The following is a 13,076-nucleotide window of genomic DNA, read 5'->3' as shown; positions in this document are numbered from 1 at the left end:
TTATTTACTGCATGAGATATAAGTTAAGGAAAGTCATATGCTCACCAAAACACACAAAGCGATTTCGATTACGTTACTTGCTGCGGCACTGACTGCATGCCAAAGTACTTCGACCACCACAAGCAATAACAATAGCCCAGATATAAACGAAGTGACACAGCAGCAATACAATGGCCCAAAAGCTCGGATCGCTGTTGCCCGCTTTACTGACAAATCAAACGATTCACGTTGGTGGCGTAAAGAAATTGGTGAAGGTATGGCTGATCAACTAACAACCGCATTAGTTAGCACCAATCGCTTTATTGTCTTAGAACGACAAGCACTTGATGCCGTATTATCAGAACAAGACCTTGCTGTATCAGGCCGTGTGAGTGCAGCTTCAGGTGCTGCTTATGGTGAAATTGAAGGTGCCGAAATTGTCGTAGTTGCCGCTGTTACTGAATTCGATGATGACAATTCGGGCACCCGCGTAGGCAGTGGTGGCTTTATCGGTGACGTATTTAGCTCAGTGTCGGCGGGTTTTTCAAGTTCGCACATGGCGATAGATTTGCGCTTGATCGACACGCGAACTTCACGTATTTTAGCCGCTACCAGTGTTGAGGGTGGCAGTAAAGATTTTGACTTTACATCAGCTGCTACCAACTTTGGTGGTGCACTCGTTGGTGGTAACTTAAGTAGCTGGTCAAACACGCCAAAAGAAAAAGCACTGCGTGAAGTCATCGTCAAAGCCGTTGAGTTTTTGGAATCAAAAGTACCAACAACTTATTATCGCTATAATAGCGATAACACCATTGCAGCAGGCCATACCGCACCTGCACCACTAAAAGTAACCGCAGCTGCAGCACCAGCTAAAGCGCCAGTTGCATCGGTTAATGTTCCAACTCACAGAATGCCTTACTACGAAAAAACAGACTTAGCCATGTCACGACTGAACTTGGTTTGTTTAGGTTATTTAAAAAGGCAGCCTCACTACGAAGAATATGAAGTAGAAGACGTAGAGTACGATGAAGCAACGGTGATTGCACTCACTGAGTATCAGCAAGAAAATAAGCTGAAAGTGACAGGCCTTGCGGATGAGACGACTAAAAAATCTCTTGATGATTCAGGGTGTATTGCCAAAACGAACAAATCAAGTTTAGAAAGCCTTGGCAGTATTTTTAAATTTAATTAAGCAAACTAACAGCCAGTACCAGCACTGGCTGTTTAAAACCTTAGTTATAAAATTTGTAATAGCTCACCACGATAAAAATCACATAACAACCAAATTTGTTGAAATGGATGGTACTTAGGCACATCAAGGTGAGTAAGTACTGACTTAAAATCATCAAGATGCCATATAGTACTGGCATTTCGAATTAATAACCAAGGCTGCGTAGATTCGTAATGTTTCTTGGCTTTTTGTGCCAACAACCGATGCAAAGCACAGTGCAGACGCTCGTTACTTGGAGCTAAAGCCATTTCAGCAAGATCTCGTTGCATTGAGATAGACAGCGGCCTACCTAACACCGCCATTGCTTCTGTTTCACTGGCATATAAATGGGCGACTTCAATATCGAGCCGCTCATCACCTTTATAACAACTCACGTCTGGCTTACTCGGTGTGTTATGCCAAATATTTCGCATGCTTACACCAAACTGCTTTTCGTAGCAGCGCAAAAACAACTTTGCTGCACCATGCTCAAGTGCTATTTTCTCTCGTTCACTTTCACGATTCATTTAATGTTGCATACACATCTTTTAATAACCCTGAAGCGCCAAAACGAAATAACTCGGGTTGTAAATACGCTTCACCCATAATTGATTCAGCTAACGCTAAATACTCAGCAGCATCGGTGACTGTTCTGACTCCGCCCGCAGCCTTAAAACCAATTTTTTTACCACTCGCTTTTATGGTGTTTAACATGGTATCTGTTGCAGCTAGAGTTGCATTAACAGTCACTTTACCGGTACTGGTTTTAACGAAATCAGCACCGCCCTCAATTGCCAGTTTAGTGGCCGTTGAGATGAGATCATCGCTTAATTCGCCACTTTCTATAATTACTTTGAGTTGCGCTTTATTGCTACATGCCTCTTTTGACGCTTTAACATACTCTGAAACTTTGCGTTCATCACCTGCAATTAAAGCTTTATAGGGGATCACTAAATCAATTTCATCAGCTCCGCGCTCAATAGCAAACAGCGTTTCATTTATCACTTGCTCTAACGGTTGCTCCCCACTAGGAAAGTTAGTAACTGTAGCTACTTTGACTTGCTGTAGTTCACGCTCAGCGAGTGCAAGCTTAGCGTCGCTTACAAACTGGCTATACACACAGACCGCAGCAGGAATACCTAACTTTGGTTCAATACTGGCAACCAAGTTATTAATGGTTTCTGTTGTGTCGCTGTCGTTCAGAGTTGTTAAGTCCATCAGTGCCACCGCTTGGGCAGCGCTTGTTTGCATTTTAGTCATAGCTCTTATATTTGTGTTGCCATATTAGTGACCTATAGTAGCAAATTTTTATCATTCGGCTATAAATCATAACTAATCACCATAAGGCTACTTATTTACTTGTAACTCGTCGCAATCCCTTGTTAACTAAGTCTTAAGCCAAAACAAACCACCGGGTATAACTTTTAGTTATATAAACTTGGTTTTAATTATTTTTTACTTTTTTTAGAGCACTATATTCTGCTTGCCTGCAATAAGCAGTTTCGTTGATGTGTTTTAGGGGTGAGAACAAAGTGCAATATTTACCAATCTTTACCAAATTAGACGACAAACCAGTACTGGTAGTCGGCGGTGGAGATATCGCGTTACGCAAATGCCGTGCGTTTTTAAAAGCACGTGCCAATGTGACACTAGTCGCCCCTGAGTTTTGCGATGAGTTGCTCGCTCTTGCTAAGCAAGATGAAGTAAACCTGATTTCTGATACTTTTAAAGAGCAGTATCTGGATCAGCAAATGCTGGTAATCGCCGCAACTGATATAGACAGTGTTAACAAAGATGTTTTCGAACTTGCGAATGCGCGCAATATTTTCGTTAACGTGGTGGATGACCAACCTAAGTGCAGCTTTATTTTTCCATCAATTGTTGACCGTGATCCAATCACAATTGCGATTTCAAGTGCAGGCACAGCACCAGTTTTAGCACGTCGTTTACGTGAAAAACTAGAAACACTTATTCCACAACATATTGGTCCTCTCGCTACATTAGTAGGTAGCTTCCGTGATAAAGTAAAACAGCGCTTTAAACACTTTGCTGATCGTCGCCAGTTTTGGGAGGGCGTATTTGATTCATCAGTGGTAAGCAAAGTACAAGCGGGTAATACCGAAGCTGCTTCAGCGCAATTAGAGCAACTATTAGATGCTAAGCCAGAGCCTGAAGGCGAAGTATATGTTGTTGGTGCAGGCCCAGGTGACCCAGAGTTATTAACACTAAAAGCACTGCAATTAATGCAACAAGCCGACGTCGTTGTTTATGACTACTTGGTTTCTGATGAAATTATGGATTTAGTACGCCGTGATGCCGACTTAGTTTGCGTAGGTAAACGTTTAGGCGATCATAGTGTTGCACAAGAAGATACTAATCAGATGCTGGTCGATTTTGCCAAACAAGGCAAAAAAGTATGCCGTATTAAAGGTGGCGACCCGTTTATTTATGGTCGTGGTGGTGAGGAAGTGCAAGTGCTAGCCGCTAATCAAGTACGTTACCAAATTGTACCGGGTATTACTGCCGCTGCAGGTTGTAGTGCATATGCTGGTATTCCACTTACCCACAGAGATCATGCGCAAGCCATTCAGTTTGTAACAGGTCACTGTAAAAAAGATGGTCAAGAATTAGATTGGCAGTCACTCGCAAAGCCAAATCAGACATTAGCAATTTATATGGGAGTGATTAAATCACCGCATATTCAAGCACAATTATTGAAACACGGCCGCGGTGCAGACACCCCCGTTGCCATAATCGAAAACGGCACACGTAAAGAACAACGAGTGGTTACAGGGCAATTAGGTGAGCTGGCCGATTTGATTTCGCGCCATAGCATTATTTCACCAGCCTTATTAATTATTGGCGAAGTTGCATCATTGCACCATCAGCTTGCATGGTTTGGTAAAACCGAGCAAACCAGCAGCTTTGCCCAGCCAATCACTGGCGTAGCTTAATTTAACTTTTAATCATTTTAGTAGGACGACTAACAATGGCTTTAACACACCTTCAGCAATTAGAAGCTGAAAGTATCAAAATCATGCGCGAAGTAGCTGCTGAGTTTGAAAACCCGGTGATGCTTTACTCAATCGGTAAAGATTCATCAGTGTTATTACACTTAGCACGTAAAGCGTTTTATCCAGCAAAAATTCCATTTCCACTTTTACACGTTGATACCAACTGGAAATTTAAGGAAATGATTGAGTTTCGTGACCGTCTAGCTAAAGAGTATGGTTTTGATTTAATCGTCCACAAAAACCCTGAAGGGTTAGAGATTGATATTAATCCGTTTGTACACGGCTCAGCAAAGCACACCGATATCATGAAAACGCAAGGCTTAAAGCAAGCGTTAGACAAATACGGCTTCGATGCTGCATTTGGTGGTGCACGTCGTGACGAAGAGAAATCTCGTGCTAAAGAACGTGTTTACTCATTCCGTGATAAGCACCACAGATGGGATCCAAAAAACCAACGTCCAGAGCTTTGGAATACGTACAACAGCCAAGTTAACCCGGGTGAAAGCATTCGTGTATTTCCATTATCTAACTGGACTGAACTTGATATTTGGCAGTATATCTACCAAGAAAACATTGAAATGGTTCCACTTTACCTTGCTAAAGAACGCCCTGTTGTAGAGCGTAACGGCACGCTAATCATGGTTGATGACGAGCGCATGCCATTGGAAGAAGGTGAAGTACCACAAATGAAATCTGTTCGTTTTCGTACCCTTGGTTGTTACCCGCTAACAGGTGCAGTGGAATCAACGGCAGGAACCTTAACTGAAATTATTGAAGAGATGCTGCTTTCAACCTCTTCTGAGCGTGAAGGCCGCGTGATTGATCACGACTCTGCGGGTTCAATGGAAAAGAAAAAACGTGAGGGCTATTTCTAATGTCTAAAACAAACGACACAATTAATGAAGTAAGAGAGTTAGGCATCGACGCCTACCTTGCGCGTCAGCAAGACAAAAGCCTTTTACGCATGCTTACCTGTGGTAGTGTAGATGACGGTAAGTCGACCCTGATTGGCCGCCTTTTACATGACAGCCATCAAATTTATGAAGACCAACTTGCTGCACTACATAAAGACAATGAAAAAGTCGGTAATGCGGGTGAAGAGCTTGATTTAGCACTACTTGTAGATGGCCTTCAAGCTGAGCGTGAGCAAGGTATTACGATTGACGTTGCTTATCGTTACTTTTCAACAGCAAAACGTAAGTTCATCATTGCTGATACGCCAGGACATGAGCAGTACACGCGCAACATGGTTACCGGCGCATCAACCAGCGATGTGGCGATTATCTTAGTCGACGCTCGTTACGGTGTACAAGTGCAGACTAAACGTCATAGCTTTATCTGCGATTCGCTCGGCATTAAGCAGTTTGTTGTTGCAATCAACAAGATGGATATCGTCGATTTCGATGAAACCGTGTATGAGAAAATCAAAGCGGATTATCTAAAATTTGCAGAGCAGCTAAATGTTACTAATATCAAGTTTGTACCTATGTCAGCACTCAAGGGTGACAACGTAGTAACACGCTCTCTACACACACCTTACTACACAGATAAACCACTGCTTGAGTTACTTGAAGACTCACCAGCGGCTGAAATTGATAGCGGTTTTGAAGCACGTCTTCCTGTGCAATATGTTGTGCGCCCTAACTTAGATTTTCGTGGCTTCCAAGGCACTTTAACGTCTGGCAAGTTCAGTGTTGGTGATGCAGTAAAAGTTTTACCATCTGGTAAAAGCTCAAGCATTAAAGAAATTGTGACTTTCGATGGTAACCTAGATACGGCTGAAGCAGGTCAAGCAATCACTTTAACGTTAAATGATGAAATTGATATCAGTCGTGGTGATGTTATTGTGCCAGCAGCTTCAAAAGCGGCTGTTACTAACCGTATTCAAGCTAAATTAGTATGGATGCATGAAGCACCGTTAGTATTAGGTAAAAGCTACAACTTTAAGTTAGGCAGCAAAAACACCTCAGCAGTGGTTAGAAAGATCGATCACACCATTGATGTAAATACCCTTGAGCATGGTCAAGCTGACTCATTACAACTTAACGAAATTGCTATTGTAACCTTAGAGCTTACTGAAACAATTTTGGCCGATGAGTACCACAACAACCATGAAACAGGTGCGTTTATTTTAATTGATCGCCTATCAAACTTAACCGTTGCGGCAGGTATGATTGAGCAATTACTTAGCACTGAAGAGCAGCAAAGTAGCTTTAGCGACTTTGAAGTTGAATTTAATGCTTTAGTACGCAAGCACTTCCCTCATTGGCAAGCGCTTGATATAACTAAGCTTAAATGATCATTATTCGCCTGTTATAGGAAGTAAAAAGCATGTATCAACAGCTGGTATTAACAGGCATTATGCTGGTATTAGTGGGGTGTCTTTTTGGCACTCGACTAAAACCAGCATGGTTATTTGTCGGCGCTATTGGTATTAGTTATTTAGCAGGGCTGATCAGTCTTGAAGATATGCTAATTAACTATGCAAACCCTTCTTTAATTACGCTTATTCTACTTGTACTCGTTTCGATAGCTGTAGAAAAAACCACGCTAGTGCAAAAGCTTGCTCAGTCTCTTTCGAAAGGCAGCCTGACAAGTTCGGTGACAAAACTAGGTTTATCAACTGCCTTTTTATCATCATTTACTAATAATACTGCGGTAGTGGCATCACTGATTAGTGCAATAAAAGAAAGCCCGACCCATTCACCTTCTAAGCTTTTATTACCTTTATCGTATACCGCCATTTTAGGTGGCACAATTACGCTGATTGGCACTTCAACCAATTTAATTGTTAATGGCTTTGCCGTTGAAGCAGGAATGGAGCCCCTTGGTTTTTTTGATTTTACCTTGATTGGTTTAGGCGCATTGAGCGTCGGACTTATCACTATTTTGGTGATGCTCAAGTATTTACCAGATAACGGTAAAAACGACCAAGAAGTGGTGCCCTTTTACCTTGAAGGTAAAGTAGAAACAGGTTCGAAATTAATTGGTAAAAGTGTTGAAGAGAATGGCCTTCGTGAATTAAAAGACTTGTTCTTAGCCGAAATAATCCGTGGTGATAAACGAATTTGCGCGGTTACACCAAAACAAGTTATCAAAGAAGGTGACGTACTGCTGTTTGTAGGTGACATAAAGTCAGTGCCTCTGCTTACCCAATTTGATGGCTTAAAAGTTGTGCACGACAAACATGAGAAAGACGTTGAGCACCTAGTTGAAGTTGTTGTTAGCCATTCTTCAAAATACATTGGTAAAACAATTAAAGAAGTTCGCTTTCGTGAGCAGTTTCATGCAGCCGTTATTGCTATTCGTCGCGGCCATGACCGTTTACAAGGCGGCTTAGGTAAAGTTCAATTGCAAGCGGGTGACTCATTGATCCTTGCGCCTGGCAAAGAGTTTTACTCGCTACCCAATTTAAAGCGCGAGTTTGTTTATATTTCAGGTCTTGATTTACAAACCCATTTAAAACCTAAGCAATCAAATATTGTGTTAGCGAGTTTTGCAACCGTATTGGGGTTAAGTATTATTGGCCTTGTTCCCTTAGTGAAAGGCCTACTCGTTCTTCTTATCGGTTTAATGCTAACGGGCACAATCAAGCTAAGTGAAGTAAAACGTCGTTTTCCGATTGAGTTACTCGCAGTAGTGGGTAGTGCTATTGGCCTTGCCAAACTCATGATAGGCACAGGGCTTGCCGGTGAAATTTCATCAGCCATGTTATACGTTTTAGGTGACTTTGGGCCCTACGGGGCATTTATCGCAATATTTTTAATGACGGTTTTGTTTACCGAACTCATTACCAATAATGCCGCTGCTGCGCTTTCGTTTCCGGTAGCGTATGCACTAGCCGTTGGTTTTGATGTATCACCGTTGCCTTTTATTATGGCTGTCGCATTTGGTGCATCGGCTAGCTTCATTTCGCCATTTGGTTATCAAACTAACTTGATGGTTTACAGCGCGGGAAACTACCGCCTTAAAGATTATATTGCCATGGGCTTACCTTTATCGATTATTTACTCGATTACGGTTTTAACACTCATACCACTGGTATTCCCATTTCAATAACGAGAGTAAAGACAATGGATGAAAATATCGTTTGGCATAATTACGCCATTAGCAAATCACAGCGTAGTGAGCAAAAAAAGCATAAGCCAACCATTCTATGGTTCACTGGTTTTTCAGGTTCAGGTAAAAGCACTGTTGCAAACGCACTAGAAAGCGCATTAAACCAATTAGGCGTTCACACCTACCTACTCGATGGCGACAATGTGCGTCATGGCTTGTGTAAAGATCTTGGCTTTACTGATGAAGACCGCGTTGAAAACATTCGTCGCGTAGGCGAAACCGCAAAGTTGATGGTCGATGCCGGTCTTGTGGTATTAACCGCATTTATTTCGCCGTTCCAAAGCGAACGCGATATGGTAAGAAACTTAGTAGAGGATGGTGAGTTTATTGAGGTATTTTTAGATACCCCGCTTGAAGTGTGTGAAACCCGCGACCCTAAAGGGCTTTATAAAAAAGCCCGTGCAGGTGAAATTAAGCACTTCACCGGTATAGACTCAGACTACCAAATCCCTGCATCGCCAGAAATTAAAATCGATACCAGCAAAAACACCCTAGACCAATCGGTGCAAGAACTGGTAGCGTATTTAAAACAACAGCAAATTATAGGTTAAGTCATGAATCAAACGGAACTGCTAGAAGAAATATTACTCCTCGCACGCCAAGCAGGTAGTGCAATAATGGGGATTTACGAAAAGGACTTTAATGTTGAGTACAAAGCTGATGAAAGCCCAGTTACCGACGCCGACCTAGCAGCTCACAAAGTGATTGTGAATGGCTTACAACACCTCACCCCTGATGTACCAATTCTAAGCGAAGAAAGCGCTGATATTAGCTGGGATATCCGTCAAACTTGGCAACGCTACTGGTTAGTAGACCCAATTGATGGCACCAAAGAGTTCATTAAAAAGAATGGCGAGTTCACCGTGAATATTGCCTTGATTGAAAAAGGTAAACCAGTATTGGCAGTTGTCGATGCACCGGCATTAGGTGTGTCGTATATTGCTGCTGAAGCAATTGGTGCCTTTAAAGATAAAGGTGATGAGCGTATCGAACTTAAGGTAACCCGTAAGCCAAATAAAGGGCTGATCCGTGTTGTCGGAAGCCGCTCACACCCTTCTCCTGATTTAGCAGAATTCGTAAAACAGTTTGAAGATGTAGAAATGGTTTCAAAAGGCAGCTCGCTAAAACTTTGTCTTGTTGCCGAAGGTAGTGCTGATATATACCCACGCCTTGGCCCAACCTGTGAGTGGGATACGGGAGCAGGTCATGCGATTGCCGAAATAGCAGGTGCAACGGTTAGCAAACTCGATGGCAGCCCACTACTGTATAACAGTAAAGAAGAATATCTGAATCCGTTTTTTGTCGTATCGGCCTTACAGAACTAAAGATTTCCGTTAAATATCGTAGGCTGGGTAGAGCACAGCGAAACCCAGCATTGAGCCATAAACTTTAATATTCCCTACTTTATAGGCACTCCTATCTAGCCAATAAGTCCTTGTTCCTATAGTATTTTGCTATCTTATCTATTAAAGGAATAACCATGACGACTGTTGAAAAAGCAATTGAAGCCGGCTATGAGTCACAAATTAGCGCACTATATAAAGCGCTTTCACAAGGGGTGCTTGCCGCTAATGGCGATGAAAGCGAAATCACAGCAGCTGAGGCACGTTTTAAGAAAGGTTTAGCATTCGCCGCAGACATTAAAGCTCGCGCACTTGCAGCAGCAGAATAAATACCACAACTGGGCTTTTCTAAATGAGCCCAGTTCTCTTCCTTTGTAAGTCTCTCCTTACAGCATAGTTATCTAAACACAACGCTAAAACATGCATTCTTAGTCGCTTTTCTATATGCTGCGCGACAATTATTATTCTAATAGTGGAGTGCTAATGAACACACATCAAGATGCTATGCCGTATGATGCATCGACAACAAGTAGTAACTCAAAATGGAATCTTCATGACACCCAATGGGTGTTAAGTTTATTTGGCACCGCAGTCGGTGCTGGGATTTTATTCTTACCAATTAATATCGGCATCGGCGGATTTTGGCCATTGATTATCATGGCATGCCTTGCTTTTCCGATGACCTACTTAGCCCACAGAGGCTTAGCCCGATTTGTTTTATCATCAAAAAAGCCTGAAGCTGACTTTACTGATGTAGTAGAAGAGCACTTTGGCATAAATGCGGGGCGCTTGATCTCTTTACTGTATTTTCTCTCTATCTTCCCTATCTTACTTATTTATGGTGTTGGCCTAACAAATACCGTTGATAGCTTTATCGTTAATCAGTTAGGCATGGAGTCGCCACCACGCGTGTTGTTATCTGGTGTACTCGTTGGCGGTATGATCAGCTTAATGCTGGGTGGCGAAGCATTGATGTTACGTGCTTTTTCGATACTTGTTTATCCACTTGTCGCTATTTTGTTTTTCTTATCGATTTATTTAATCCCAAGCTGGCAAATGCCAGATGTATCTGTACCTGAGTTTTCGGGCTTCATGAAAACACTTTGGTTATCAATACCTATTATTGTATTTTCATTTAGCCATGCAGCTGCAATATCAAGCTTTGTGCATGTACAGCGTGCTCACTACGGCAACAATGCTAAAATGAAGTCAGAAGCAATTCTGAAGCGTACCAGCCTACTATTAATTGTGTTTGTTTTACTGTTTGTATTCTCGTGTGTGCTGTCACTATCTACTGAACAAATGGTACAAGCAAAAGCTGATAACGTTTCTATCTTGTCATTCCTTGCCAATATCACTGATAACTCATTTATTGCGACCTTAGGACCATTAGTTGCCTTTATTGCGATTACGTCTTCATTCTTAGGTCACTTCTTAGGTGCCCGTGAAAGCTTCAACGGTCTTGTTAGTAAGCAAGCACATATGAACCCTAAACTCGTTGATAAGATTGGCACTGTTATCATGTTCTTCGCTATTTGGTATTGCTCAGTGATCAACCCAAGTATTTTAGACATGATGGATCAGTTATCAGGCCCAATCATTGCCATGATACTTTTCATCATGCCAATGATTGCCGTTTATAAAGTACCTAGCTTACACAAATACAGAAACCGCTTGAGCACACTGTTCGTATTAACAGTTGGCTCTCTTGCTGTATTTGCGCTTATTTACAGCATGATTCAATAGTCAACAACTGCTTATACATTAAGAAGCCCAGCAGGGAAGCCTGCTGGGCTTTTTTAGTTCGCGAGTTTCGAGAGTAAAGTTAAAAAGGGTAACGTTTTAAGGTCTGGTAGATTGGGTAGAGCGAAGTGAAACCCAACACAGAGCTATCAGCTTTCAGCGTTCAGCCGCTCGGTGGAGGTGTTTTGGTCAGAGTCTCCCCTAAGCAATAAGATCCCGCCGGAGGCACTAAGAATTGCTAGGTTCTAGGAAGAGTGTCGTTGTAGGAATGGCTTTAGCCATGAATGTGTTTGTTACGGCCTAGATTCGGCACTGACGTACTTCCTACACGTTTTGTTGCTGAGGGAGTCTCTGCACTATACAACCCCACATTTCAGCTGACGTCTGACGGCTGAAAGCTGACAGCTCCAGACGCAAAAAAGCCCGACTCTTTCGAATCGGGCTTTCTTTAATTTGGAGCCTGGCAATGTCCTACTTTCACATGGCAAATGCCACACTATCATCGGCGCTGTTTCGTTTCACTACTGAGTTCGGCATGGGGTCAGGTGGGTCCAAAACGCTATTGTCACCAAGCAAATTTGGTTTTAATTCGCTCTTTTGAGCAAATTAATAAATCTGGAATTCTGATATCAGTAAATGTCTACTTTAGTTTCTTAACTTCTGTCTGTTACGCTGTCATAAAACGCGTTTGGCGTTGTATGGTTAAGCCTCACGGGTAATTAGTACAGGTTAGCTTAATGGCTCGCACCACTTCCACATCCTGCCTATCAACGTTGTAGTCTTCAACGGCCCTTCAGAGACTTTAAAAGTCTAGTGAGAACTCATCTCGAGGCCTGCTTCGCGCTTAGATGCTTTCAGCGCTTATCAGTTCCGAACGTAGCTACCGGGCAGTGCCATTGGCATGACAACCCGAACACCAGCGGTTCGTTCACTCCGGTCCTCTCGTACTAGGAGCAACCCCTCTCAATTCTCAAACGCCCACGGCAGATAGGGACCGAACTGTCTCACGACGTTCTAAACCCAGCTCGCGTACCACTTTAAATGGCGAACAGCCATACCCTTGGGACCGACTTCAGCCCCAGGATGTGATGAGCCGACATCGAGGTGCCAAACACCGCCGTCGATATGAACTCTTGGGCGGTATCAGCCTGTTATCCCCGGAGTACCTTTTATCCGTTGAGCGATGGCCCTTCCATTCAGAACCACCGGATCACTATGACCTACTTTCGTACCTGCTCGACGTGTCTGTCTCGCAGTTAAGCTGGCTTCTACCATTACACTAACCGTACGATGTCCGACCGTACTTAGCCAACCTTCGTGCTCCTCCGTTACTCTTTGGGAGGAGACCGCCCCAGTCAAACTACCCACCAGGCACTGTCCGTAACCCCGATTAGGGGCCAACGTTAGAACATCAAAACTACAAGGGTGGTATTTCAAGGACGGCTCCACAAAGACTAGCGTCTCTGCTTCAAAGCCTCCCACCTATCCTACACATGTAGGTTCAATGTTCAGTGCCAAGCTGTAGTAAAGGTTCACGGGGTCTTTCCGTCTAGCCGCGGGTACACAGCATCTTCACTGCGATTTCAATTTCACTGAGTCTCGGGTGGAGACAGCGTGGCCATGGTTACACCATTCGTGCAGGTCGGAACTTACCCGACAAGGAATTTC

The 13,076-nt window shown here is 43.0% G+C and carries 11 protein-coding genes and 2 rRNA genes (1 of these 13 cut by a window edge); 9 read left to right on the top strand and 4 right to left on the bottom strand.

Features of this window, described 5'->3' with window-relative positions:
- Positions 1-37: 37 nt before the first annotated feature.
- Entirely contained in the window at positions 38-1,171 is a 1,134-nt protein-coding gene (locus HYD28_03845) for a peptidoglycan-binding protein (GenBank protein QLE08163.1), read from the top strand.
- A gap of 44 nt (positions 1,172-1,215) precedes the next feature.
- Here the strand turns inward: HYD28_03845 and HYD28_03840 are convergent, their stop codons facing one another.
- Complete coding sequence (locus tag HYD28_03840) at positions 1,216-1,716, bottom strand: hypothetical protein (GenBank protein ID QLE08162.1); 501 nt, start codon at positions 1,714-1,716, stop codon at positions 1,216-1,218.
- The gene (gene deoC, locus HYD28_03835; protein QLE08161.1) at positions 1,706-2,449 is read right to left on the bottom strand and encodes a deoxyribose-phosphate aldolase; all 744 of its coding nucleotides are present in this window, start codon (positions 2,447-2,449) and stop codon (positions 1,706-1,708) included. Before deoC ends, HYD28_03840 begins: the two co-directional genes overlap by 11 nt.
- A 272-nt stretch (positions 2,450-2,721) precedes the next feature.
- Here deoC and cobA point away from each other — a divergent pair, with 272 nt between their 5' ends.
- The 8 genes from cobA to HYD28_03795 all read left to right on the top strand — a co-directional run bounded on the left by cobA (position 2,722) and on the right by HYD28_03795 (position 11,411).
- Positions 2,722-4,143: a uroporphyrinogen-III C-methyltransferase gene (cobA, locus tag HYD28_03830; GenBank protein QLE08160.1), complete on the top strand. Its 1,422-nt coding sequence runs from the start codon at positions 2,722-2,724 to the stop codon at positions 4,141-4,143.
- 35 nt (positions 4,144-4,178) lie between these two features.
- On the top strand, positions 4,179-5,078 hold the full coding sequence (gene cysD, locus HYD28_03825; protein ID QLE08159.1) for a sulfate adenylyltransferase subunit CysD: 900 nt from the start codon (positions 4,179-4,181) through the stop codon (positions 5,076-5,078).
- Positions 5,078-6,502 carry a sulfate adenylyltransferase subunit CysN gene (gene cysN / locus HYD28_03820; protein ID QLE08158.1) on the top strand — a complete coding sequence of 475 codons (1,425 nt, stop codon included), beginning with the start codon at positions 5,078-5,080 and terminating at the stop codon, positions 6,500-6,502. The genes cysD and cysN overlap by 1 nt, the downstream gene beginning before the upstream one ends.
- Before the next feature lie 32 nt (positions 6,503-6,534).
- Entirely contained in the window at positions 6,535-8,262 is a 1,728-nt protein-coding gene (locus tag HYD28_03815) for an SLC13 family permease (protein ID QLE08157.1), read from the top strand.
- Between the two features lie 14 nt (positions 8,263-8,276).
- Positions 8,277-8,873 carry an adenylyl-sulfate kinase gene (gene cysC / locus HYD28_03810; GenBank protein QLE08156.1) on the top strand — a complete coding sequence of 199 codons (597 nt, stop codon included), beginning with the start codon at positions 8,277-8,279 and terminating at the stop codon, positions 8,871-8,873.
- Positions 8,874-8,876: 3 nt separating this feature from the next.
- Complete coding sequence (gene cysQ, locus HYD28_03805) at positions 8,877-9,647, top strand: 3'(2'),5'-bisphosphate nucleotidase CysQ (protein QLE08155.1); 771 nt, start codon at positions 8,877-8,879, stop codon at positions 9,645-9,647.
- A gap of 155 nt (positions 9,648-9,802) precedes the next feature.
- The gene (locus HYD28_03800) at positions 9,803-9,994 is read left to right on the top strand and encodes a hypothetical protein (GenBank protein QLE08154.1); all 192 of its coding nucleotides are present in this window, start codon (positions 9,803-9,805) and stop codon (positions 9,992-9,994) included.
- Between the two features lie 154 nt (positions 9,995-10,148).
- Positions 10,149-11,411: an HAAAP family serine/threonine permease gene (locus HYD28_03795; GenBank protein ID QLE08153.1), complete on the top strand. Its 1,263-nt coding sequence runs from the start codon at positions 10,149-10,151 to the stop codon at positions 11,409-11,411.
- 455 nt (positions 11,412-11,866) lie between these two features.
- Here the strand turns inward: HYD28_03795 and rrf are convergent.
- Both rrf and HYD28_03785 read right to left on the bottom strand, forming a co-directional pair.
- Positions 11,867-11,981: ribosomal RNA gene (rrf, locus tag HYD28_03790) — 5S ribosomal RNA — on the bottom strand.
- 107 nt (positions 11,982-12,088) lie between these two features.
- A 23S ribosomal RNA gene (locus tag HYD28_03785) occupies positions 12,089-13,076 on the bottom strand; it runs 1,921 nt beyond the window's last position.

Origin of the sequence: Pseudoalteromonas shioyasakiensis (genome assembly GCA_013391845.1) — a bacterium.
GTDB lineage: Bacteria > Pseudomonadota > Gammaproteobacteria > Enterobacterales > Alteromonadaceae > Pseudoalteromonas > Pseudoalteromonas apostichopi.
The sequence above is the reverse complement of the archived record's forward strand: the minus strand, read 5'-3'. Positions and strand labels throughout refer to the sequence as shown.

Coding starts and splice junctions, on each gene's coding strand:
- HYD28_03795 (QLE08153.1), top strand. CDS start 10,149: ATGAACACACATCAAGATGCTATGCCGTATGATGCATCGACAACAAGT.
- cysQ (QLE08155.1), top strand. CDS start 8,877: ATGAATCAAACGGAACTGCTAGAAGAAATATTACTCCTCGCACGCCAA.
- HYD28_03840 (QLE08162.1), bottom strand. CDS start 1,716: ATGAATCGTGAAAGTGAACGAGAGAAAATAGCACTTGAGCATGGTGCA.
- cysD (QLE08159.1), top strand. CDS start 4,179: ATGGCTTTAACACACCTTCAGCAATTAGAAGCTGAAAGTATCAAAATC.
- HYD28_03815 (QLE08157.1), top strand. CDS start 6,535: ATGTATCAACAGCTGGTATTAACAGGCATTATGCTGGTATTAGTGGGG.
- deoC (QLE08161.1), bottom strand. CDS start 2,449: ATGACTAAAATGCAAACAAGCGCTGCCCAAGCGGTGGCACTGATGGAC.
- HYD28_03845 (QLE08163.1), top strand. CDS start 38: ATGCTCACCAAAACACACAAAGCGATTTCGATTACGTTACTTGCTGCG.
- cysN (QLE08158.1), top strand. CDS start 5,078: ATGTCTAAAACAAACGACACAATTAATGAAGTAAGAGAGTTAGGCATC.
- HYD28_03800 (QLE08154.1), top strand. CDS start 9,803: ATGACGACTGTTGAAAAAGCAATTGAAGCCGGCTATGAGTCACAAATT.
- cysC (QLE08156.1), top strand. CDS start 8,277: ATGGATGAAAATATCGTTTGGCATAATTACGCCATTAGCAAATCACAG.